The 24,381-nt window shown below is 41.4% G+C and carries 24 protein-coding genes; 9 read left to right on the top strand and 15 right to left on the bottom strand.

The features are described from left to right. Window positions 1–7 precede the first annotated feature (7 nt). From LOC50_RS02620 to LOC50_RS02585, 8 genes are all read right to left on the bottom strand, one after another. Entirely contained in the window at window positions 8–646 is a 639-nt protein-coding gene (locus LOC50_RS02620) for a protein-L-isoaspartate(D-aspartate) O-methyltransferase (RefSeq protein ID WP_138626661.1), read from the bottom strand. Continuing rightward, a complete protein-coding gene (surE, locus tag LOC50_RS02615) occupies window positions 636–1,400 on the bottom strand; it encodes a 5'/3'-nucleotidase SurE (RefSeq protein ID WP_028833935.1) in 765 nt (254 codons plus the stop codon). Before surE ends, LOC50_RS02620 begins: the two co-directional genes overlap by 11 nt. Then, window positions 1,381–2,430, bottom strand: coding sequence for a tRNA pseudouridine(13) synthase TruD (gene truD, locus LOC50_RS02610; RefSeq protein WP_250653569.1), 1,050 nt, complete (start codon window positions 2,428–2,430; stop codon window positions 1,381–1,383). Before truD ends, surE begins: the two co-directional genes overlap by 20 nt. Further along, window positions 2,427–2,909 carry a 2-C-methyl-D-erythritol 2,4-cyclodiphosphate synthase gene (ispF, locus tag LOC50_RS02605; protein WP_058155147.1) on the bottom strand — a complete coding sequence of 161 codons (483 nt, stop codon included), beginning with the start codon at window positions 2,907–2,909 and terminating at the stop codon, window positions 2,427–2,429. The genes truD and ispF overlap by 4 nt, the downstream gene beginning before the upstream one ends. Continuing rightward, entirely contained in the window at window positions 2,906–3,607 is a 702-nt protein-coding gene (gene ispD / locus LOC50_RS02600; RefSeq protein ID WP_250653568.1) for a 2-C-methyl-D-erythritol 4-phosphate cytidylyltransferase, read from the bottom strand. Before ispD ends, ispF begins: the two co-directional genes overlap by 4 nt. Beyond that, window positions 3,597–3,884 carry a cell division protein FtsB gene (ftsB, locus tag LOC50_RS02595; protein ID WP_013465673.1) on the bottom strand — a complete coding sequence of 96 codons (288 nt, stop codon included), beginning with the start codon at window positions 3,882–3,884 and terminating at the stop codon, window positions 3,597–3,599. Before ftsB ends, ispD begins: the two co-directional genes overlap by 11 nt. Window positions 3,885–3,918: 34 nt before the next feature. Then, complete coding sequence (locus LOC50_RS02590; protein WP_069440033.1) at window positions 3,919–4,551, bottom strand: hypothetical protein; 633 nt, start codon at window positions 4,549–4,551, stop codon at window positions 3,919–3,921. 75 nt (window positions 4,552–4,626) lie between these two features. Next, entirely contained in the window at window positions 4,627–5,106 is a 480-nt protein-coding gene (locus LOC50_RS02585; RefSeq protein ID WP_069440034.1) for a DUF2947 domain-containing protein, read from the bottom strand. A gap of 61 nt (window positions 5,107–5,167) precedes the next feature. Here LOC50_RS02585 and LOC50_RS02580 point away from each other — a divergent pair, with 61 nt between their 5' ends. The 3 genes from LOC50_RS02580 to LOC50_RS02570 are packed head-to-tail and all read left to right on the top strand — an operon-like array spanning window position 5,168 to window position 7,484. Next, a complete protein-coding gene (locus tag LOC50_RS02580) occupies window positions 5,168–5,392 on the top strand; it encodes a DUF1653 domain-containing protein (RefSeq protein WP_008110327.1) in 225 nt (74 codons plus the stop codon). A 54-nt stretch (window positions 5,393–5,446) separates the two neighbouring features. Further along, complete coding sequence (locus tag LOC50_RS02575; RefSeq protein WP_008464234.1) at window positions 5,447–6,295, top strand: AAA family ATPase; 849 nt, start codon at window positions 5,447–5,449, stop codon at window positions 6,293–6,295. Between the two features lies 1 nt (window position 6,296). Further along, on the top strand, window positions 6,297–7,484 hold the full coding sequence (locus tag LOC50_RS02570) for a vWA domain-containing protein (protein WP_250653567.1): 1,188 nt from the start codon (window positions 6,297–6,299) through the stop codon (window positions 7,482–7,484). Window positions 7,485–8,603: 1,119 nt separating this feature from the next. Here the strand turns inward: LOC50_RS02570 and LOC50_RS02565 are convergent. The 4 genes from LOC50_RS02565 to tkt form a co-directional block, all read right to left on the bottom strand. Then, on the bottom strand, window positions 8,604–9,836 hold the full coding sequence (locus tag LOC50_RS02565) for an NRAMP family divalent metal transporter (RefSeq protein WP_250653566.1): 1,233 nt from the start codon (window positions 9,834–9,836) through the stop codon (window positions 8,604–8,606). Between the two features lie 142 nt (window positions 9,837–9,978). Then, on the bottom strand, window positions 9,979–10,335 hold the full coding sequence (hpf, locus tag LOC50_RS02560; protein WP_013465684.1) for a ribosome hibernation-promoting factor, HPF/YfiA family: 357 nt from the start codon (window positions 10,333–10,335) through the stop codon (window positions 9,979–9,981). 188 nt (window positions 10,336–10,523) lie between these two features. Further along, on the bottom strand, window positions 10,524–10,838 hold the full coding sequence (ppnP, locus tag LOC50_RS02555) for a pyrimidine/purine nucleoside phosphorylase (protein ID WP_138627191.1): 315 nt from the start codon (window positions 10,836–10,838) through the stop codon (window positions 10,524–10,526). Between the two features lie 434 nt (window positions 10,839–11,272). Beyond that, a complete protein-coding gene (tkt, locus tag LOC50_RS02550) occupies window positions 11,273–13,264 on the bottom strand; it encodes a transketolase (RefSeq protein ID WP_138627190.1) in 1,992 nt (663 codons plus the stop codon). A gap of 265 nt (window positions 13,265–13,529) precedes the next feature. Between tkt and metK the strand changes: the two genes are divergently transcribed. From metK to serA, 5 genes are all read left to right on the top strand, one after another. Then, a complete protein-coding gene (gene metK / locus LOC50_RS02545) occupies window positions 13,530–14,681 on the top strand; it encodes a methionine adenosyltransferase (RefSeq protein WP_036981564.1) in 1,152 nt (383 codons plus the stop codon). A 139-nt stretch (window positions 14,682–14,820) separates the two neighbouring features. After that, a complete protein-coding gene (locus LOC50_RS02540; protein ID WP_069440040.1) occupies window positions 14,821–15,366 on the top strand; it encodes a hypothetical protein in 546 nt (181 codons plus the stop codon). Window positions 15,367–15,384: 18 nt separating this feature from the next. After that, window positions 15,385–15,981, top strand: a complete 597-nt coding sequence (locus tag LOC50_RS02535; protein ID WP_250653565.1) for a 5-formyltetrahydrofolate cyclo-ligase — start codon at window positions 15,385–15,387, stop codon at window positions 15,979–15,981. A gap of 53 nt (window positions 15,982–16,034) precedes the next feature. After that, entirely contained in the window at window positions 16,035–16,688 is a 654-nt protein-coding gene (rpiA, locus tag LOC50_RS02530) for a ribose-5-phosphate isomerase RpiA (RefSeq protein WP_013465690.1), read from the top strand. 9 nt (window positions 16,689–16,697) lie between these two features. After that, window positions 16,698–17,927: a phosphoglycerate dehydrogenase gene (gene serA, locus LOC50_RS02525; protein WP_250653564.1), complete on the top strand. Its 1,230-nt coding sequence runs from the start codon at window positions 16,698–16,700 to the stop codon at window positions 17,925–17,927. Window positions 17,928–18,019: 92 nt separating this feature from the next. Here serA and LOC50_RS02520 read toward each other — a convergent pair whose 3' ends face one another. Beyond that, window positions 18,020–18,952 carry an aq_1923 C-terminal domain gene (locus LOC50_RS02520; protein WP_214552507.1) on the bottom strand — a complete coding sequence of 311 codons (933 nt, stop codon included), beginning with the start codon at window positions 18,950–18,952 and terminating at the stop codon, window positions 18,020–18,022. Window positions 18,953–19,037: 85 nt separating this feature from the next. Beyond that, a complete protein-coding gene (gene radA, locus LOC50_RS02515; protein WP_013465693.1) occupies window positions 19,038–20,423 on the bottom strand; it encodes a DNA repair protein RadA in 1,386 nt (461 codons plus the stop codon). 348 nt (window positions 20,424–20,771) lie between these two features. Between radA and LOC50_RS02510 the strand changes: the two genes are divergently transcribed. Next, on the top strand, window positions 20,772–23,252 hold the full coding sequence (locus tag LOC50_RS02510; protein WP_250653563.1) for a PilZ domain-containing protein: 2,481 nt from the start codon (window positions 20,772–20,774) through the stop codon (window positions 23,250–23,252). Here the strand turns inward: LOC50_RS02510 and serB are convergent. Next, a complete protein-coding gene (gene serB, locus LOC50_RS02505; protein WP_250653562.1) occupies window positions 23,249–24,274 on the bottom strand; it encodes a phosphoserine phosphatase SerB in 1,026 nt (341 codons plus the stop codon). The two genes, LOC50_RS02510 and serB, sit on opposite strands and share 4 nt — an antisense overlap. Between the last annotated feature and the right edge of the window lie 107 nt (window positions 24,275–24,381).

Genomic DNA, 24,381 nt, shown 5'->3' with positions numbered 1-24,381 from the left:
TGAATTCCTATTCAATATCGCCAGGGACCAAAGGTACAAATCTTACTGGCGCAATTACATGCTCTGTAAAGCTATCGCCTTGGCGAATAACCATGGTTAATTTTTGTTCTACCTCACCAATGGGGGCGAGTAATACGCCTCCATCTGCAAGTTGTGCGAGTAGTTCTGGAGGGATAATCGTTGCCGCAGCGGTCACAATAATGCCATTAAATGGCGCTTGCGATTGCCATCCTTGCCAACCGTCACCGTGTTTCATAGTGACATTATATAAATCGAGCTGATGTAATCGACGCTTTGCTTGCCATTGCAAAGCTTTTATACGCTCAACCGAATACACCTTATCAAAGGTTTTAGCCAGTACCGCGGTTTGATAGCCGGATCCGGTACCAATTTCTAACACTTTACTTTTCACGCCGGCTAAACGCATCAATTCGGTCATACGGGCAACAATGTAAGGCTGAGAAATAGTTTGTCCTTGCCCTATCGGTAGCGCCGTATTTTGATACGCTTTGTGCTTTAGTACATCATCAATAAAAATATGCCGAGGAATTTGCGCAATCGCCTTTAAAACCTCCTTATCTTCTACGCCCTCTCGTTGTAATAGGTCTGAAAGCGCTTGTGCACTGCGGGTATAATTAGCCAGCACGGTTGATCTCCAACTCGGCTAACCACTCTCCCACAGCTTTGATACTGTCTTTAGCGGTCATATCAACGCTCAATGGGGTGACTGATGCATAGCCATTATTTACAGCATAAAAATCGGTGCCTTCACCGGCATCGCTTTCTGTACCCAAAGAACCATACCAAAAAATATCGCGTCCCCAAGGATCGCTTTGCTTGGTCATGGTTTCTGCTTTGTGTCGCGCGCCTAAGCGAGTTACCTGAACCCCTTTTAGCTCACTTAAAGGAATATCTGGCACATTAATATTGATGATCTGATCTTTAGGCAGCGGATGCGAAGCAAGCCCTTTAATAATATTGACCGTAACGGCTGCTGCCGTTTCAAAGTGTTCACCATGGTGAGAGCACAAAGACACCGCAATTGCTGGTAAGCCCAGATGACGACCTTCAGTCGCCGCAGCAACCGTACCAGAGTAAAGTGTATCGTCACCTAAATTGCCGCCGTGGTTAATACCGGCTACCACTAAATCGGGCTTTTCATCCATTAATTGATTCACACCTAAATGCACACAATCCGTTGGCGTGCCATTAACCGACATAAAGCCATTGTCGAGTGTCGTTGCACGCAAAGGATTCATTAACGTCAGTGAATTACTTGCGCCACTGCAATTTCTATCTGGCGCAACCAGCGTTACCTCAGCAATTTGTGTTAATGCTTGGTATAAAACAGCAATACCTTTGGCATTAACACCATCATCATTACTTAATAGAATCTTCATCTGCGTTATCCTTTTCTTTTCGCTCGCGAGGACTGGCGTCAGTATAATCAACCAGTTCACGCAGTAAAGCCGTTGCAAAGCAGCCTTTGGGTAAACCAAAGCTGAGTTTTAATGTGCGTTCATCAAGTGTTTCTACACTTAGATCTTGAGGGATTAAACGCAGCATTCTGCGCTCGTTTTTAAGCCCTAAATCCCCTAAGCCATCACACCATGCTTGATACGGTGCCAACCATGTTTTTTCTTGTTCGGTAAGGCCTTTTTCACTTTTGCCCACCATGGGCGCCGACATCATAATGTCGCCTGAGGCAAGCCGTGCAATATTTTCATCACTGATCGCATCTTCAAAAAATGCATTACTGCCACTGAGCATAAATACTTCGCGGTGCATGGTTTTAGCAAGGCCATGCTCTGCCACGCGTAAACTAACAATTTGATTAAACACATGTGAACGCGCAGCAGAAATAATAATGCCTCGCAGCTTTTTATCGCGTATGCGCTCACCGGCAAACATTTTTTCAGCCATGACTAAGTTATGCCCATCACGGCCAAAACGCTGCTCACCAAAGTAGTTAGGCACACCTGCGCGTACTGCGTTTATACGGCATAAAATATCAAGCGGCTCGGTTACATTGCGCAAGGTAATAGTAAATCTATTTCCTTTATGGCAACCAGTGCGCAATTTTCGCTCATGGCGCTGCTGCGATACCACAAACACGCTTTCGCTGTTGAGCTCAGTAAAATCAATATGCTTTTTAATCGGTACTTTTACGCTAAACCACTGCGAACATACTCCATGGCGGTCTTTCATACCGGCATAGCTTACATCACGTGGCGATACACCCGCTTTTTGTGCAATCAGCTTGGCAACATATTGAGTGTTTTCGCCTTTTTTAACCACTTGCAAACACACGTGTTCACCACTGCCGGTAAACTCTATACCGAGATCTTCATCAACCATAAAGTCTTCTGCGGTGGTTTTAAAGTCGGCTTTTGAAAGCGGCGCACCATATAAATAATTTAATTCGCTCATGCGTTTTGTTTGCTCATAATGACCACGGCATGGCTTGAAATGCCTTCTTTTCGCCCCTCAAACCCGAGCTTTTCAGTGGTTGTGGCTTTAACATTTATCTGTGAAAGCTCAGCATTTAAATCACTGGCAAGATTGGTTCGCATTGCTTGAATGTGCGGCAGCATTTTTGGTGCTTGTGCCACAATGGTGATATCCGCATTGCCCAATACATAACCTTGTTGCTTGGCTAGGTTTACTACATGGCGAAGTAAAATACGGCTATCGATATTTTCATACTCACTGGCTGTATCTGGAAAGTGCTTACCAATATCGCCCAGCGCTAATGAGCCTAAAATCGCGTCACACAACGCATGAATAGCTACATCTCCATCTGAGTGTGCTAAAAAGCCTTGCGGGTAATCAATTTTTTCGCCGCAGATGGTTAAAGGCCCTTGGCCTCCAAATTTATGCACGTCAAAACCATGGCCTATTCGTATCATGTTGCACTCTCATTATTTTGTTTTTGCAGTAAAAAGCCTGCTAAATCTAAATCTTCTGGGGTGGTAATTTTAATATTATCACTGCGCCCCGCCACCAGCTTTACCGGCTTATTTGCCCATTCCATGGCACTGGCTTCATCAGTAATAATTGCCCCATTGGCTAACGCATTTTGCAGTGCTGTTTTGAGCTCGTCGTATTTAAACAGTTGCGGAGTAAGCGCTTGCCATAAATCGTCACGAGGCACAGTTTGTTGCGCATGGCTTTGACCTCGTTTTATGGTGTCTTTTACTTTGCTGGCTAAAATGCCGCCTTCATCAGCCTGCATGCACTGTGCGATTAGGCGCTCTATATCAGCAATATCTACTAAAGGTCTTGCAGCGTCGTGCACCAAAACCCAAGTCGGTGGGTTAGCGGCTAAAAACAATAAACTGTTTAACACTGAATCTGCACGCTCTTTGCCACCAGTGGCACGCACAATGCGAGGGTCAGATAGCGTAAGGTCGTTAAAGTAGGGGTCGGTTTCGCTCAATGCCACCACTATAGAGTTTAACTGCGGTAACTGCGATAACTTAGCGAGCGTGTGCTCTAAAATGGTTTTCCCTGCTAAGGAAATATATTGCTTTGGTGTTGTATGTTGCATTCTGCTGCCAACACCTGCGGCAGGAACAATAGCTGCAATAGTAAATTTATTTGTCATGGTGTTGAGCCGGTAAAACACGAATAAAGGTTTCGTCCGGTTTAATCATTCCTAATTCGTTGCGGGCACGCTCTTCAATACCTTCAAGGCCGAGCTTTAAATCTTCTATATCCGCTTTTAATACTTTATTACGCTTTATTAGCTTTTCGTTTGTTTGTTGATGCGATGCTACCGCATTTTTTAGACGGGTGTAGTCTTGCACACCATTATGGCCAAACCAAAGTCTATACTGAATAAAAAGTGCTAAGCACAACAAGCCAAATTGAAAAAATCGCATTAAACACTCCTTATTTTAATTTTTAATTATCTACTTATGCTAGCGGCCGCTTAACATTGCGCCAATTAATATTGGCAGCTAGTAACATTTCCCGTAATGACAAAACCCGTGGCGTGCTACGCTTTGAAAACTGCCACTGGTGGCCACAACACGCCGCTGTAAGGCTCGTTTTACTAGGTTTAAGCAATTGCGCACTTTGTTGCTCAAGTCCTTGGCCTAAAAAATCAAACCAGCCAAGTTCATTACAATGCAGTTGCGTATCAGCTACTTGATCAATGCTATCTATTCTAACCCGAATTTGACCGTGACTTTGTAATAATACCGGAATTATTAGCCCTACTTTGGCATGCGCTTGATAAAAAAGTTCATTCGCTGAAGGATTAGTCTCTGGCGGTGTTGGTTTTTGTTTTTCAAGCCAGCCTCCATTTTGCGCATCAAGCGTAAAAGGCAATGGTGCATTCGCTACCCGTGTTGCGGCACGTTCAATATAATAAGGCAGGCTTTTTAATTGCCTGCGTAAACGGTCACCATTAGGTTCAGCCACTAAGCGCTGAACTTCACGCTGATAAAAAGCATTGCATAATTGTGCGTAAAGCACTTTTTGTGCATCAGTTTGCCATATTTCAACTTGCTGGCTTGTGTTAAACTGCTTATTTTTAGCAACCAATCGCTGTACTCAAAAAAACATTTTAATACTGTTTTATAACACAGTAATGCACAGTTTTTAAGCACTTGTAGTAATTTAAGCGCTTGGCTTTTCACCTAATTTTGCAATACCTGATTCTAAAAATTGCACCATAGTACTGCGCTTTTTACCTATTAATAAGCTGCCATCAGCCAAAAACATAAAGTTTTGCCAGTTGCGTTTAAACACATCAAACGTCGTTTCGATAATATTGTCGCGTGCCATGCAAAAATACACTGTGGTATTAGCCTGCCAATCTAAGTGGTTCAAAATAGCATCTGGAAATTGGGCTTCTTCGCTTTCCCACGCATCTTCCCAATTAATTTCTTGGCTAAAGTTTTGCTCTTGCGCGCACCAATCGGTTTTATCAAAAAAGTCTGGATGGTCATGTTCACGACTCACCATGGTTGTCCACAGTACGGCCGCACGCTCGCTGGTCATCGGTTTAATATTGGCTGCATCAATATCTGAAACCGGAATATCTTTGTGGCGAAATACCCAGGCTTTTTTGTAATCATCAAGAGAAATATAATTCATAGTATTGCTGTATTCTTTGGCATAATAAAAAGCGAAGGCAAATTATACAAGATAACAGGCTATGACTACAGCACTAAAACTGGGTTTATATCAACACTACAAAGGCCCACAATATAAAGTTATGCATGTGGCGACCCACAGCGAAACCAACGAGCAGTTGGTTATTTACCAAGCCTTATACGGTGAATACGGTATATGGGCACGCCCACTAAGTATGTTTACTGAAACCGTAGAAAAAGACGGTAAAACTATCGCCCGTTTTGCCTACCTTGGTGAAGCCGATTAACTATGGCATTATAACGCATAACAATTACTGCTCAGACCAGATAAAGGATAACCCGTGCAATTTAACTCTACTGATAATTACATCGCAAGCTCAGCATTAAAACAGGCAGTAAACGCCGCTATTATGCTACAAAAACCGCTTTTAATTAAGGGTGAGCCAGGCACAGGTAAAACCATGCTGGCCGAAGAGTTAGCGAAAAGTTTAGATACTGAGCTTATTCAGTGGCATATAAAATCAACCACTAAAGCGCAGCAAGGTTTGTACGAGTACGATGCGGTATCGCGTTTGCGCGACAGCCAGCTAGGTGATGAGCGCGTTCACAATATTAGCAACTACATAGTTAAAGGTAAGCTGTGGCAAGCCTTCATGTACGCTGAATTAAACGGCAAACGCCCAGTACTGCTTATTGACGAAATAGACAAAGCCGATATTGAGTTTCCAAACGATTTACTACTCGAACTCGATAAAATGGAATTTCATGTATACGAAACCGGTGAGCGCATTGTGGCTAAAGAGCGCCCTATTGTGATCATCACATCAAACAATGAAAAAGAGCTGCCTGATGCGTTTTTACGTCGCTGTTTTTTCCATTATATTGATTTTCCAAATAGCGACGAAATGCAGCAAATTATTGATGTGCACTACCCGCATGTTAAACAAGATTTAGTTCGCCAAGCACTAGAAGTATTTTTTAACTTACGCGAAGCCAACGGCCTTAAAAAGAAGCCCTCCACCAGCGAGTTACTGGATTGGTTAAAACTATTAATGGCTGAAGATATAGACGCCAAAACCCTGCACGACAAAGCGCAAAAAGGCGGCTTAATGCCGATGTTCGGCGCACTACTTAAAAACGAGCAAGACATAAGCCTAATCGAAAAGCTCGCGTTTATGAGCCGTCGCTAACATGCTAGTACAGTTTTTTTTCAAGCTGCGTGAATACCGCTTACCGGTAAGCCTGCGTGAGTTACTCGATTTAATTAACGCTTTAAAACAAGGCGTTATATTTGCTGATGTAGACGCGTTTTATCATTTAGCACGCACTATTATGGTAAAGGACGAAACGCATTTTGATCGATTCGATAAAGCCTTTAGCGATTACTTTAGCGGTATTGCCGACTTAGACCTGCTCGAAAGCTTAAAACAGCAACACAACTTACCTGAAGATTGGTTGCGTAAAGAGTTTGAAAAGCACCTAAGCGATGAAGAAAAAGCCCAACTAAAAGCCATGGGCGGGCTAGACGAGCTAATGAAAACCCTAAAAGAGCGTTTAGAAGAACAACAAAAACGCCACGCAGGCGGGAATAAATGGGTAGGTACCGGCGGCACCTCGCCTTTTGGGGCGTATGGTTATAACCCTGAGGGCGTTCGCATTGGTCAAGATGGCAACCGCAATCGCCAAGCGGTAAAAGTGTGGGATAAGCGCGAATACCGTAACCTCGATTCTGACCGCGAAATTGGCTCACGCACTATAAAGCTCGCCCTTAAAAAGCTACGCAAATTTGCCCGCACGGGCGCAAGCGACACCCTTGATTTAAATGAGACTATTCGCGCGACTGCCAAGCAAGGCGGCATGCTCGATGTAAAAATGGCACCCGAGCGCCACAATGCAGTAAAAGTATTGATGCTGTTTGATATTGGCGGTTCAATGGATGACTACATTCATACCTGTGAAGAGCTATTTAGCGCCGCCCACAGCGAATTTAAACACCTTGAGTTTTACTACTTTCATAACTGTTTATACGAACACGTGTGGCAAGATAACCAACGCCGCCATTCAAACGTTATCGACACTATGACGCTGATTAATAAGTTCACCAGCGACTACAAAGTTATATTTGTGGGTGATGCCACTATGGGCCCATATGAAATTGCCTACCCTGGTGGATCGGTAGAGCATTGGAATGAAGAGCCCGGCAGTGCGTGGTTGGCACGAATCACTAACCACTTTGATAAAGTCGCGTGGCTCAACCCACAACCGGTTGAACACTGGCCTTACTACCAATCAATTGATTTTATAAAGCAGCTGATGAATAACAGAATGTACCCGTTGAGTTTAGATGGGATAAGTAAAGCGATAAAAGAGTTGAGTTAGAATATTAATTTAAGACGACTCAGCGCTAGCAGCGGAGCTTTAGGTATGAATCTATAACTTTGTTGGGTGGCGCCTTCGGCTTAACCAACCTACCTTTAACGTAGGTCGGATAAGTGGTGAAGCCACGCCATCCGACGAACAGAGATGAATTCAACAGAAACAATCCGATGCACCGCGTTAATGAACAACCGCATGTAGCCACTTAGTTTAAATGAGATAAGTAAAGCGATAAAAAAAATTAGTTAATGCATTTTAAGTAGCTCATACACCATATTTTGATAGTATTCACTGAGCATGAGCTCTAATTGCTTCTCGAAGACTTCAATGGATGGTGTTTTTCCACTTAGCCGCTGTTGCTTTAGCCATTCAAGTAATTCAATCCTTACTAAATAAACGTTTTCAATACAGTAGCTTGGATCTGAAAGCCAAATTTTTGGAGCTCCTAGTGAAGCTCCTGAATACCAGTGACAAATGGAATAGCCTTCACTTTCAAGCTTATCATTAAGTTGCCAGCTATAAATCCATCAGGTAATCAGAAATAGAGGGAAGCATCCTATAACAACAAATAGCCCCCTTCGCATCGATTTCTCTGATATATCACCATGCATTCTTTGATAAATTCCGTAGATGAGTACAAAAAAAGCGAGCATCATAACTATCAAAGGAATTACTGCAGGTTTAATTTTTAACGAAATTACATTTTCAGCAATAAGACTTAATGCGCTAATTTCTAATTTAAAGCTGTAGGCATAGAGAGTAATGATTAAACATAAAACGCCTATAGACCCCCTTTTTTAGGGTTGGTAGGTGAGAGTTGATTAGCCGGACTTGCCATTTTAGTATCGTCTTCCTGAGTAAGGAATACCAAATAAGCGCTGTATAAACTCAATTGGATTATTATCGTACATTCGCTCAGCCCTATCTAATTCATATTTTAACTAATTTGGATAGATATCATAATTTTTAATCGTCGCCCCTTGTTCGTTGCAGCCTATCGCGGTCTGCAACAGTCGGTATTTATGCAAAGGTCGTTTGATTTGCACCTTTAACCTCGAACCTCGAACCTCGAACCTTTCACCTTTCACCTCGAACCTCGAACCTCGAACCTCGAAAATAAAATCACATCAACTTCCAAACCACAAACGCAACTGCAAAACCTACTAAATACACCAAGCCCAACCAGGTTAAACTACGCAGTAATACGCTGTGTTTAATCGCAGACTCTGAGCGTACTAGGCTAAAATTAAGCCATGCAAAAACAGGGGTAGTAACAAAAGCAAGTGTCATGGCAAAGGTAAGCATGGGGCCAAGGGTTGATTTAAAAAATAAAATAACGGCCATACCGGCCATTGCTTGCAGTATAAGCCAGGTATTTAAGCTGTGTTTAGATTGCTTAAAACCCAGTAATTTATGCGATTCGTTAAGTGTGCGGGCGTAGCCGTCAAGCACGGTGAGTGTGGTGCCAAACATACACAAAAACGCGATGGCTGATACCAAAGGCCTTGCCCACTCGCCAATAGTAAGTGCATACATATCAATCAGCTGTTTAGCAAAGGCTACACCGCCAAGCTCTATATTACTGCTTTGCCCATATTGCACTAACGCACCTAAACTAAAAAATACCAGCGCAAGCCCGGCGGTTAACCAATAACCTACATTAAAGTCGAATAAGCCTTGGGTTTTAGTCACACTTTGCTGAGCTTGTTTTTCTTTAAGCCACAACGAGCTCAGTGCCGATATTTCAATAGGCGCTGGCATCCAGCCCATTAAGGCAACCATAAAGCCTAACATGGCAAGTTCATACGGTGAGGGGCCAACATAGTTTACAGGCGCTACAGGGCCGTTATTTATAGCAATAACTAATGCCGTTATGGTTGCTATAGTAAGTAGCCCCATAATAGCTTTTGCAACGTTATCGAGCGCTTTAAAGTGCCCTAGTAATAATATAATTAAACATACAGCCAATATTAACCAGCACAATAAGGTAACGGGAATACTAATAGGTAATGCGTAGTGTAATAAGCTCGCAGTAAGCAACAATACGCCCGCGGTATTTACCACAGCGGCAATAATATTGAGAGCAATAAAACTGTAAAAATAGCCAGGCCCTTGGTTTTTATACCCTTGCACTAAACTATTTTTAGTAGCGAGTGTGTATTCCATGCCAAAACGAAAAAACGGGTACTTTAAAACGTTAACCACTACAATAAGCCAAAATAGCTGCCAGCCAAATAATGCACCTGCTTGAGTAGAGGCCACTAAGTGTGAGCCACCAATGGCAGCGGTGGCCATTAAAATACCTGGGCCGAGCGCCCCTAACCGAGACTTCCATGTGCTTTGTGTGTACTGCATTAACTTCTCAAATTTGGTGTATTAAGTGCTTTTATTATTAATTTTTATCATTAATAAACTGTGTGAATGCATAACTTACCTAATTTACAGGCAATAAAAAAGAGCCCTTAGGCTCTTTTTAAAAATAACACATTGTTAGTTATTAATTTAAATCCATCTCTTGGATGATTTCGTGTGCTATTTCAGGTGTGGTACTTACAGGCTTTTCATGTAAGTTCGCTTTTATTTGCCCTTTACGATGCTTTAGTGCGGCATCGAGTTTTTTAGCTGCGCTAGAAATAGCAGGATACATAACTTCGTTTTCCCCTTTTACCGATATACGCGCACCTTCATAATTTGTGCTAATTTCCGCTTGGAACTTATGATGCTCTTTTGAAAGAATAATATCTAGAGATATCAATGATGGAAAATGGCTCGCGACTTTTGAGAACTTTTCGTTAATGTGTTCTTTAATAGAATCAGTAACGTCAACATGGTGACCAGAAAGATTAATTTTCATAGGGTATCCTTTTATTTGTTACCTCATAGTTAGTATTGGGGGCTAAACGAATTAACACAAGAGAAAAAATGAAAATTACGCAATTATTTATTACCCCACTGATTTAGATCATTCATTTAGCATTAAGTATGCAAAAAGCCGCTTTGTAGCGGCCTTTAGAGGTGTTGACAATTTAATCAACCTACAAATTAATCGATGTATGAACAACAATAATCTGCAAAATCACTTACTTTTACATGAAAGCTAACATTAGCATCAACGTTAAATGACTCGCCCGCGTTAAATGTTTGCCATTCGCTTTCACCAGGTAGTAATACATCCCACTGCCCTGCTAACAATTCCATGCACTCTTTTTGGTTGGTATTAAACTCAAATTCACCGGGTTGCATAAAACCCAAGGTTTTTGCTTCACCGTTACCTAAAAGCACAGTACGACTTGATACTTTGCCATCGAAATACACATTGGCTTTTTTAACCACACTAACGTTATCGAACTTTGGCATGTTAACTCCTGTTGTTAATTTATAATTTTGTTACCTCCACAGTGCCTGATACATATAAACCTTGCAAGTTAAGTGCTGTGAAAATTACTCACTTAGAAGCCAAAAGGTTAAAAATGAACGACTTTATAGAGAGATATGCTTCGAGCAACGGGCTACGAGTTTCGAACAGTACTTTTAGAGATTTATGCACAAGAGAGCTATGAGACGCTGAGCTTTAAAAGAAGTAATCAAACAGCAGAATTAATTTTGTAATTAAGGTTTTGTATTGCCTCATTTTCTTCTCATTTGCTTATCTTTGTCCAAATAAACCTTTTAGTGATTATGCACAAAGAGGGCTAGAAATACTGCGCTTTAGAGGAAGTGATAAAAGTACAACTCATAAAAAGCCCGCCCTGTTACACACAGCGCGGGCTTTTAAACGTTAAAGCAGTTGCTTAAAACAATGCGTTTGCTTTGTTAACTACATTTTCTACCGTAAAGCCGAAGAACTCAAATAGCTCGTTTGCCGGTGCCGACTCACCAAAGGTGGTCATACCAACTACGGCACCATTTAGGCCTACATACTTGTACCAGTAATCAGCAATACCCGCTTCAATCGCTACGCGACGTGAAACGCTTGCTGGTAATACACTTTCTTTGTACTCAGCCGATTGGTCTTCAAACGCATCAGTACATGGCATAGATACAACACGTACCTTTTTACCCTGCGCACGTAGCTCTTTCGCAGAGTCTTGCGCTAGCTGTACTTCAGAACCCGTTGCAATCAAAATAAGCTCTGGATTGCCGTCACAACTTAGGATGTAACCACCCTTTTTAACGTCGCTTAATTGCTGGGCATCACGAGATTGCTGCTCTAAGCCTTGGCGAGTAAAGATTAATGATGTAGGACCGTCTTTACGTTCAATAGCTTGTTGCCATGCAATTGCTGACTCAACTTGGTCACATGGCCGCCAGTTGTAAAGGTTAGGCGTTAAACGCATGCTGGCAATTTGCTCTACTGGTTGGTGAGTTGGACCATCTTCACCTAAACCAATTGAATCGTGCGTGTATACAAAAATGCTTGGTTGCTTCATTAATGCAGCCATACGTACCGCGTTGCGTGCGTATTCCATAAACATTAAGAACGTTGCGCCGTAAGGAATAAAGCCTTTATGCAGTGCAATACCGTTCATAATGGCCGACATACCAAACTCACGTACACCGTAGTATATGTAGTTACCACTTGCATCATCAGCAGTTAAGCCTTTAGAGCCATCCCAAATTGTTAAGTTTGAACCCGCTAAATCGGCAGAGCCACCCATAAATTCAGGTAGTAACGGGCCAAACGCATTTAATGCATTTTGCGACGCTTTACGTGATGCTGGGTTTGCTGGGTTTGCTTGCAGCTCTTCAATGTACGCTTGTGATTTTTCAGCCCAGTCAGCGGGTAATTCTGAATGTGTACGGCGTTTGTATTCAGCAGCGAGCTCTGGGTATGCTTGCTCGTAGGCGGCAAATTTTTCGTCCCAGCTTGCTTCAAGCTGTTGGCCTTTTTCTTTGTTATCCCACTGTGCATAAATATCTTCAGGGATTTCAAATGCATCGCCCGTCCAACCTAAAAACTCGCGAGACGCTTTAATTTCGTCATCACCAAGCGGTGCACCGTGACAATCGTGGCTACCTGACTTATTAGGTGAGCCGTAACCAATAATAGTTTTACAACAAATAAGAGATGGCTTATCAGTCACGCTTTTAGCTTCTGCAATTGCTGCACTTACTGCATCGCTATCATGGCCATCAACGTCACTAATTACATGCCAGCCGTATGCTTTAAAACGTGCTGGGGTGTCATCACTAAACCAACCTTCAACTTCACCGTCGATTGAAATGCCGTTGTCATCCCAAAATGCCACTAACTTGCCTAGGCCTAATGTACCGGCTAGTGAGCATGCTTCATGAGAAATGCCTTCCATTAAACAGCCATCACCCATAAACGCATACGTGTGGTGATCAACAATGTCGTGGCCTTCACGGTTAAACTGCGCTGCTAATGCTTTTTCAGCAATCGCCATACCTACCGCATTTGTGATCCCTTGACCTAATGGGCCCGTAGTGGTTTCAATTCCTGGCGCGTATCCATATTCTGGATGGCCTGGTGTTTTAGAATGCATTTGGCGGAAGTTTTTAATTTCGTCCAGTGACAAGTCATAACCACTTAAATGCAGTAGAGAATAAATTAGCATTGAACCGTGACCATTTGAGAGTATAAATCGATCTCGGTCAGCCCACTCTGGATTTGTTGGGTTATGTTTTAGATAATCGCGCCATAATACTTCTGCGATATCAGCCATGCCCATAGGGGCTCCAGGGTGACCAGATTTGGCCTTTTGTACTGCGTCCATTGACAAGACGCGAATAGCATTTGCAAGTTCTTTGCGAGATGGCATGAATTCTCCTACCTTTATATGTATTTGCGCGGGTATTTATTTATCCCCATTCTTACTTATTGTGGGGGCTGTGTGCAATTAAAAACCCATAAAAATAGGGCATTATGAATATTTTTTAAGAACCATTTACTATTAGATATTTTATTTAGACGTCTAGGCGTAAAAAAACTATGCAAGTTCATTTGTTTTAGATAAAATACGCGCCTTAATTTTTTAGCGCTAATACCGACGTTTGTGAAGCGCAATATTTGTGAGCATAATTACAATGGCAAAACATTTATTTACTTCTGAATCTGTTTCTGAAGGTCATCCGGATAAAATCGCCGATCAAATTTCTGATGCGGTACTTGATGCTATCCTAGAGCAAGACTCTCATGCCCGTGTAGCGTGTGAAACTTACGTTAAAACCGGTATGGTTATGGTTGGTGGTGAAATAACGACTAGCGCATGGGTTGATATCGAAGAAATTACACGTAAAACAGTACGTGAAATTGGTTACACACACTCTGATATGGGCTTTGATGCCGATTCGTGTGCAATTTTAAACACGATTGGTAAACAGTCTCCTGACATTAACCAAGGTGTTGACCGTACAAGTCCAGAAGAGCAAGGCGCTGGCGACCAAGGCCTAATGTTTGGTTACGCATGTAACGAAACTGAAGTATTAATGCCTGCTCCAATTACTTATTCTCACCGTTTAGTACAACGCCAAGCTGAGGTTCGTAAAAGTGGCGAGCTTAACTGGTTACGTCCAGATGCAAAATCACAAGTTACATTTGCATACGAAAATGGCAAGCCAGTAGGTATTGATGCCGTTGTACTTTCTACTCAGCACAGCGAAGATGTATCGCAAAATGACTTAGTAGAAGCAGTAATGGAAACCATCATTAAGCCAGTACTTCCTGCTGAGCTGATTACTAGTGCAACTAAATTTTTCATTAACCCAACAGGTCGCTTTGTTATTGGTGGCCCAATGGGTGACTGTGGTTTAACTGGTCGTAAAATCATTGTAGATACTTACGGTGGCATGGCTCGTCACGGTGGTGGTGCTTTCTCTGGTAAAGATCCATCAAAAGTTGACCGCTCAGCGGCTTATGCTGCACGTTATGTTGCTAAAAACATTGTTGCTGCTGGCCTTGCTGACAAGTGTGAACTTCAGGTGTCTTATGCTATTGGTGTTGCAGAGCCAACATCTATCAGTGTTGAAACATTTGGCACAGGTAAATTAGAAGAAGCGCGTTTAATCGGACTTATTCGTGAACACTTTGACTTACGCCCTTACGGCCTAATTCAAATGCTTGATCTTGAGCGCCCTATTTATCTTCCAACAGCGGCTTACGGCCACTTTGGCCGTGATGAATTCCCATGGGAACGCACAGATAAAGCAGACGCACTTCGCGCAGCAGCAGGCCTGTAAGCCACCTAGCTAATATTAAAACGGCCCTTTTTAGGGCCGTTTTGCTATGTGTATTAAGTTAGTCATAAAACAGTCTCGAACTGTTTAACATTTTAGGTATATACTCTACTTATACAATAAAGCGTGTTAGGGATAAAAAATGGCCGACAATTTTCGTGTTATATTTGTAGGACTTGCAGAAGGCGCAGACAGCCAAGCAGTGACCAATGCACTGACAGAAAAACTAAAAACCTCACCTGAAAAGGTGGCGGCATTTTTTAATGGCAAGCTGCTGTTTGCTCCTAGCAACAAAGAGAAAGCCCTTAAGCAAGCCAAGTTACTTTCAACGCTGGGGATCAAAAGCAAACTTCAGCAAACAGCCCCTACACAAGCTACTTCTCAAAAAGCGCACGACAGCCAGCGAGATCAGCGCTTATTTGATGCCCTAGATTACATTACTAGTAGCTTAATTCGTCTTGAAGAGAAACTTGAGGATCTTGAGCAACGTCTCCCCGAGGTTGAGTTATCTCTGTCTGATGAAAATGACGAACCATGGCAAGATGACGATTTAATGCTAGATGAGCCACTGTCTACAACACCCAAAAAACGCAGTAACCTTGTTTTATATTCACTGATTACCACTGTTGTAATATTACTTATTGTGCTTGCTGTGTATTTAATGTTTCCGAACTTATTCTCTTTTTAATTATGGTTTAGATATTTAATGAGCAATAATCGCGCACAAATAAGACACGATATTCGTAAAGCACGTAATAACCTATCAAAAAACCAGCAAGAAATAGCGGCCTACTCGCTTAAAGTGAATTTTATTCAATATTTAAAAAGCATGAACTCGGCCAAAAAAAGCCATATCGCTCTTTATTTAAGCAATGATGGTGAATTAGATACCTCATTGTTAATTAATGAATTATGGAGCATTGAACAGCATGTTTACTTACCTGTAATTCACCCTTTCAACGGGGCTAATTTACTATTTCAACGATATGAAAAAAACTCACCCATGAGGGCAAATCGCTATGGTATCTTGGAGCCTAAGCTGAACTGCTCTCAAATATGCCCATTGCCAGCGCTTGATTATCTACTTATGCCACTTGTTGCATTTGATAAATTTGGTAATCGCCTTGGAATGGGGGGTGGGTTTTACGATAGAACCTTGGCACGTTTATACGAACAAGATTGGCAACAACCACAACTTATTGGCCTAGCACACGAATGCCAACAAGTGGATAAGCTCCCAATTGAATCGTGGGATGTGCCTCTTAAAACTATTATTACACCCAATAAAACCTACTGTTGGTAACAATTAATCTTGTAAACTAACAGTCTATTTTTGACATAAATGAGCACATAGCAATGACACAAGATGAATTAAAAAAAGCAGCTGCATGGGCTGCACTCGAGTTTGTAAAAGAAAACACCATAGTGGGTGTTGGTACAGGCTCAACCGTTAATCATTTTATTGATGCTTTAGGCACAGTAAAAGACACCATCGTTGGTGCAGTATCTAGTTCAGAAGCGTCTACAGCACGTTTAAAAGAACTTGGTATAGAAGTATTTGAGCTAAATGATGTTGATGCTCTGGATGTGTACGTTGATGGCGCAGATGAAATTAACGCTCTAAACGAAATGATTAAAGGCGGTGGTGCAGCGCTCACCCGTGAAAAAATAGTAGCGGCAGTGGCTAAACAGTTTGTGTGTATTGTTGATGACACCAAACTAGTCGATACCTTAGGGGATTTCCCTCTTCCGGTTGAAGTTATTCCGATGGCGCGCAGCTATGTTGCCCGCGAATTATTAAAACTTGGTGGCGACCCTGTGTATCGCCAAGGTGTTGTAACCGATAACGGCAACGTTATTTTAGATGTACATAATTTAAAAATTACCCATGCTAAACAGCTTGAAACACAAATAAATCAAATTGTTGGCGTAGTCACCAACGGCCTATTTGCAGAGCGCGGTGCTGATAAAGTGATTATCGGCACAAAAAATGGGCCACAAATTAAATAGGATATGGTTATGAGTAAGGTATCGTTAGCAAAAGACAAAATTAAAATTCTCTTGCTTGAAGGTGTTCATCAAAGCGCTGTTGAAACGCTAAAACGTAACGGTTATAGCAATATCGACTACGTTAAAACATCGCTACCTGAGGACGAGCTTATTGAGCGCATTAAAGATGTGCACTTTGTGGGGCTGCGTTCTCGTACTCATATTAATGAATCGGTATTAAATGCAGCTGAAAAACTGGTTGCTATCGGTTGTTTTTGTATTGGCACCAACCAAGTAGATTTAAACGCAGCACGTGAACGCGGTATTGCCGTATTTAACGCTCCATTTTCTAATACTCGTTCAGTTGCTGAACTTGTACTAGGTGAAATACTGCTTTTATTACGTGGTATTCCACAGCGAAATGCCGCTGCGCACCGTGGTGGCTGGTTAAAAACAGCCAATGGCTCGTTTGAAGCGCGCGGTAAAACCTTAGGTATTATTGGCTACGGTCACATTGGTACTCAGTTGGGTATTATGGCTGAAAATATTGGTATGAACGTGGAGTATTACGACATTGAAGACAAACTGTCTTTAGGTAATGCGACACAAGTACATAACTTAACGCAGCTATTGCAACGCGCTGATATTATTAGCTTACACGTACCTGAAACACCGCAAACTAAAAACCTGATTGGCACGGCTGAATTGGCGGTAATGAAGCAAGGCTCTATTTTAATTAACGCTTCACGTGGTACTGTCGTTGATATTGACGCCCTAGCAGAAGCGCTAACAGAGAAAAAAATCAGCGGCGCAGCAATTGACGTATTCCCAGTTGAACCTAAATCTAACGATGAAGAATTTATCTCGCCACTGCGTGAATTCGACAACGTTATTTTAACGCCGCATATAGGTGGCTCTACTCAAGAAGCACAAGAGAACATTGGTATTGAAGTAGCGGGTAAACTCGCTAAGTACTCAGATAACGGCTCAACTATTACTGCGGTTAACTTCCCTGAAGTATCATTGCCTGAGCTTGCTAATCGCAGCCGCTTGTTACACGTGCATCACAACCGCCCTGGCGTGCTAACGCAAATTAACCAAGCGTTTGCTCAGCACGGTATTAACATTGCCGCACAGTACTTACAAACCGATGAAGCAATTGGTTACGTGGTTATTGATGTAGACACAGATCACTCAGAAGTCGCACTTAAAGAGCTCAGTGCAGTTGAAGGTACAATTAGAGCGCGTATTCTTCACTAACTATCAGCTAAAATAATAAAAGCCGTACTTGAATAATCAAGTACGGCTTTTTTGTTTTAAATTAAATCCTGACGGCTTATAACTTACCGCTGTTATTTGCCTTTAACTTCTAAATTTATAAACTTAACCAGCTCTTCGGGTTGCCCTGCTAACATCATTAGTTGCTGATTCACTTCCATCATAGTTTTACCTTCAGGCAGTTTTGCAGACACACTAAACGAATTTAGTCCTTTAGCAAAATCAGTTAACGCCTTGGCTATTTCTTCGGTCACAGGTGCTTGTTGAAGCTGTTGATCAAGCATTGTTTGCATTTGCTCTAACGTCATACCTTGCTTTGCCAACTCGCTTTCTAATAAGCCTTTAAGATCACCTTGGTTATTAACAACTAAGCTAACATTACGTGGCTCTAGCTTACTCATTGCTTGCATAATCATTGTTTGCTGCTGTAACTCTTGCTCATAAGTAAATGGCGTACTGCCTGCAGCTTGTTGAGCCTTACTGATTTCAAGTGAAGCGTCCATAAGCGCTTTAGAATTAGCAAGCCCCATGTCCATATCAATACTAGCAATATCATTAGCTTGCAGCTTAACAATAATATCACTGTTACCTGATTGCTCATCGTAATCTAATGAAGAGTGTAAATCATAACTGGCTGAGGCAAGTTGTGTATTTGTATCTGCAGGCAGTGTATCGACAAAGCTTTTATCAAATTGAAAGTTTTTTAACGTAAAAGCAGTATGTGGCGATATTTTATCGGTTTCGTAGCCTGTCACTTCAACATGCTCAACCGTGGCAATTTTATCGCCCTCAGAGCTAGTCACTTCAATATTACTAATGGCAACACTGTTTGAAATAACACTCGCCGATAGCTCTGCGTAGTTAAAACTAGCACCTGTTTGTTCGCTGACCAAGGCCAACTGTTTATCAACCTCAGCACGTACCTCTTGTGTTGCAACATAGTTTGCATAGCTCACGCCACCCACACCTGCAGCAATAATCGCGGCTGCAATCACTAATTTTTTCATATCATTTCCTTATTAAACTCTTTATATAAGTGGCTTTAAGCAAGACTAACATTGAGAACATGCATCGTTAAGCACTTTTTGTTTGCTAGTTAATTAAACTCAGTAGCTCGTGCACTGTTTTAACTGGCGTTATTTTAGCACCCAGCCCTTCCATCGATTTATGGTAGTTACGAAATGGGATAAATATTTCAGTAAACCCATGTTGCGCCGCTTCTTTAACACGGGGTACACCACTGTCGATTGGACGCACATCACCGTTTAAACTTAGCTCCCCCATAATACAGGTGGTTCGAGGTACAACAAACTCGTTCAAGCTACTTAAAAGTGCAGTAACAAGCGCTAAATCAATACAGGTTTCTGATTCATCAATTTTTAGGCCGCCCACAATATTAAAAAACGTATCGTGGAATATTTTAGTTTTGGTGTGTTTACGTAAAATACCGGTGAGCATTTTAATCCGGTTCATATTTAAACCAACACATACTCGCTGTGGAAATTCTGCTTCTGTTTCAGTGGTTAAACATTGAATTTCGAGTAGTAAATTACGATTACCTTTACGAATACAGGTAATCGTCGACCCCGGTGATTCAGTGGTTGAACCGGATAAGAAAATTTCGCTGGGGTTATCCACACTGAGCATACCGCGTTCACACATTTTAAAAATGCCCACAGTATCTATATCACCAAAGCGATTTTTATTAGCACGTAGCGTACGCACTTGACCATCGTTGGTATCAATATGTAACAGTGCATCAACAATATGCACTAATGTTTGCGGGCCAGCTATTTCATTATTTTTATTTACGTGAGCAATAATGAACATAGTGACATCGTTTTGCTTACAATATTGGGTTAGCGCTTGAGCGGCACTTTTTACTTGCGAGGGTGAGCCAGGGCTACCATTAGCGGTGTCGGTGACCACGGCTTGAATAGAGTCGATAACGGCAAACTTAATTTTGTTTTTATCCAGCTCTTCAATAATGGTTTCAACACTGGTTTCAGAAAGTAAATAGAGCTCATCTTCGTTATAGTTAAGTTTTAAACGGTTTACTCGGTTTTTAAACTGCGACAAAGACTCCTCAGCAGTACAATAAAGCGATGGCATGCGCTGAGACATTCTTGCCACTAAATCCGATAGTAGCGTGGTTTTACCCGCCCCCGGATCGCCAGAAATAATATTAACCGAGCCGGTGGTTACACCGCCGCTTAAAACACGGTCAAGTTCGCCAATTTCAGTAAGCTGTTTTTCTGCCTCTGAGGTTGCTACTTCATTAATTTTTTTAGAGCCACCGCCAATACCACCGGCGTAGCCACCGACACTTGCACGAGCTGCTACTTTTTTGCTTTGCCCTGCAGAAGGTTTAAACTCTGCTAATGTGTTCCACGCACCGCAGCGACACTGACCTTGCCAGCGTTGATAGTTCATGCCACATTCTGTACAAACAAACTCTACTTTTGCCGCTTTAGCCATTTAAAACCTTACCTACTATTCTTTATTTTGAAATATTGACTGTTAAGCGCTTATTTTGCCATTGCTGGCTTTACCTTAGCAACAACGCCTTGTGGAATAGCGCATTTAGTATCACACTATACTGATGTAGTTTCATTTAACCTGCTTTAGGGCATGCTTCTTGCTTTAAAGTACTAATAAAAACGTGCCAACTAATTGGCTCATAACGAATAACAATAAACAGAAAGTATAGTTACGCATAATATCGTGGTCGCATTTAACTACTTTTCGATATTAGATTCATTTAATTCTCTAATAAATGATTGCAACAGTATACCTACTTTTAAATTAGACGGTGATGATTTATAAATGGCTGAAGACGTATTGCTCAAGCATGAAGCGCTTGTAAATGAATTAAAACAGTATTTGGGAAATGCTAAGTTTGATCTCATTTTCAAGTCAAAAACTGCCGAGTTAAGCAAACCCGAGCAGTTTTTAATAAAAATGGAAATGTCGCGTTTATCTCAGCCGATAGACCGCTTTATTGATCTACGTGGTTTAGTTACCGGTCAAGTAAAACCATATGAGCATAACGGTAAACAACACTTTATGGATGACACCGCCATTGAAGTATTCGAAGCGGCAATAAAACAACATAAAGGCTACACCCTTGCCGTGTACGAAGCGGTGATGAACACCGAAAATAATTTTCGTGTTTTACAGCAAAGATCAACGACCACCCCGCCTAAAATAATTGAACCATCACGCGAACTACCCACCGATGTAATTAAGTTTGCGGCTTATGAAAGTCGTAGCGAAGAGCGAATGAATTACTCAATTAAAATTACTATTGAGTACGATGAGCAAACAAAAATTGAAGCAAGTACTTCTGATATTTCACTCAGTGGCTGTAAAATTAAGTTGGCATCCCGCTATAACTTAAAAAAAGGTCAGCTTATTGTTATGCACTTAGTTGGCCTTGAACAAGATTTTGAGCTTGGGTTAAAAAATGGGATTGAATACGAAGTGGTTGCGATAGAAAATACCTCGGATGAATTTAATCATATTCGCTTAAAACGCACATTTAAAGAAAACAACACCGCGTTTGACCATTTTTTAGAAAACTTTATCCATGGCAATAAACGCCGCTACAAAGTGAACTTAGATAACACCCTCGATGCAGTTATTTCTAAAGGCTACGAGCAATATTATATTCCTAGGGTCAATTCGCTATACGTTTTTATAAGTCAAAAAAACGGTGTTTATTATCCAAGCCTAAGTTTAACTACTGAAAACAGCCTGTTTATTCAACGTTACTTTACCGATGAGCGCAAAATATCCTGCCTATACAGTGTGTTAAACCATGAGCGTATTCGTAACTTGGCACTAAAACCTGTGGCTGTAAAAGAGGAATATTTATATACCTTTACCCATGTCTCTGCAGGAAAAATTTACTACTATTCAGCCACTCGTTCAGAGCTTGAGCAACATGCACAATTAAAAGCGTTATTTTTTGGTTTTGGTAGCCGAAGAGACAGTTGGCGCTGCTTTAAATTACAATTGATGCCAAGCCATACTGAAGATGCTTATATTCCTTTATCTTTACCTAACTCTTTGGGTAAAGATATTGAGAAACTTAATAAACCGCCTTCACCACGTGTTGAAGGCGCCATAAAAGACGTAAAATATTTAATGCTACTTACTCAAGTAGGTAATAAGCATGAACAACAGCATTATCAACAGTATGAATTTGATAAAGCCTTGGCCAATAAATTGAAATTGTTTGGCCACAGTAAGCATGCATCACCGCCGGAGCTAAATACCGTGCCGTTAGAGTACGTGAACCTTCGTTCTAATAAGCGTTACCTTTATAAAACCAGCGTCGTTATTAACACCCGCGACTCAGTGCTGCATGGCCACACTCGGGACTTTTCAGTCTTTGGTTTGCAACTAGAGTGTAATCAAGAAGTAAACTTTAAAAAAGGCGATATCGTGTCGCTGTCATTCCCTGATTTACAAAAAATCACCAAAAGTTATTCATTAAGTCTTATTCAATATGAAGTAATGGCGGTGAGTAAATCGTTAACCACGATTAATTTAAAAGCACATGTAGAGAAAAAGTCGCCTCATACTGGGGTCGATTTTTTTACTCTTTTAATTGACAGCAATAAACAAAAATTAAAAATAGCAGAAGAGTCACCTAAAGTACCAGGGCTTTCTACTGCACTTAGAAATATGGTAACCAAAACACTTTGCCAGTTCCCAATATATTTACATAAATCAATGGCTCACTTTGAAATTGGCGCCATGGGACTTGGTTTATATCCAAGCCCTCTGCATGTTATTTTACAAAATTTTTCACTGCTAAATACTAAAACAGACTTATCAAATATTATAACTAAAGCGCACATTGCTGATGTGATCACCCCGAATATTAAAGAGCGCTCTCGCCAAGACTCGCCATTAGAATTTAGTTTGGTGATTAACTTCGATCCTAAAAAAGAAAATATAGCCGATGCAATTATCAGTCAGTGTATTTTAGGCACCGACTGCAGCGAGTTTAAACAGCAAGTAAGTAAAGGGCTGAAGTCTGAGCTGGTTTTTATAATGCGTTTATATATTTCACGTACTGGTCGACTCGATACTGACTACTTAGCAAGTGAGCTAAAATACGTTAGCCAATACGCAATTCACAAGGCTAAAAACTTAGAGGATGCCTTGTGGTCAGTATCGGGAGTTGGCGATATTATTGATGTAAGTGACGAAGCCCTTGTACATTTATCGCTCAACCAACAACAGGTTGAGCAAATGTCTAGGCGAAAACTAATTTGGTTAAACCGTTTACGTTAACCCTGAGATGGATTTAGCGGAACCGCCAACATATACAGCAATTGTAATAACGAGCCTTGGCAAATAGCCGCTTGGGCTTGTTCAACTACTTTAGGTTTGCCATGCACAGCAACGCCTAATCCTGCTTGAGCCATCATTTTTAAATCATTTGCGCCATCACCAATGGCAACTGTTTGCGTTTTTTCAAGGCCTAGTTTTTGTTGAAGCGATTCTAAAATAACCGCTTTTTGCTCAGCATCAACAATACCACCTAACACTTTACCTGTTAGTTTATCGTCTTTAAATTCTAATACATTGGCATGCACTTCATCTAAATTAATTAACTCTTGTACACGCTCTGCAAACGGCACAAACCCGCCTGATGCAATGGCTAAATACCATTGGTGGCGCTTTAAAATTTGACACAACGCTTTAATACCCGGCATTAAAGGCAGTGCACTTTTAAGATCATCAATTAAGCTCTTTTCAATGCCTTCAAGCTTGGCAACGCGTTGGTTTAAACTCTCACTAAAATCAAGCTGGCCTGCCATTGCCTGCGCAGTCACGCTGGCAACCTCGTCATATACATTAGCTAAACGCGCAATTTCATCAATGCACTCAATAGTAATGGCTGTTGAATCCATATCCATTACCAATAATCCTGGTTTTTTTAAATTAGGGGGATTGGTTACTTGCACTAACTGACACGTCAAGGTATTTGCAAAAGCTTGAAGTTCAAGTGGGTTTATTGCCTGCTCTGTATTCTCTATATAAAAACATAATGCCGCAGATAACCCTAAATCTGGCTGATATTGACAAATAGCCGTTACTTTTTGCTGGTGAGCCGCAAAGAACTCAATCATGCTATTGATATGCGCCATACTAAAATCGCCTGCAAAGGCGATACTAAAAAGCCCTCGCTCTCTGCTTGGATTTGTATTTAAAGGTGCAAATACGCCCTTTTGATAGCTGAACCATTTATTTAGGGTAAGTTGTGATAATGGTTGCTCAGCGCTGTGCTGTGCCATGTTCGCGTTCGACATGGGATCTCCGTTTATATTTCCTGACATTTAGCGCATTGATGAAAAGGATATAAGATACAAAATTCGCCATCAGGGTGGATTTAAGGTTATAGTGTAGTTGTAACATC

The organism is Pseudoalteromonas sp. SCSIO 43095 (genome assembly GCF_023650455.1).
Lineage (GTDB): Bacteria > Pseudomonadota > Gammaproteobacteria > Enterobacterales > Alteromonadaceae > Pseudoalteromonas > Pseudoalteromonas tetraodonis.
Note: the sequence above shows the minus strand (reverse complement) of the source record. Positions and strands in the feature narration are given on the sequence as shown.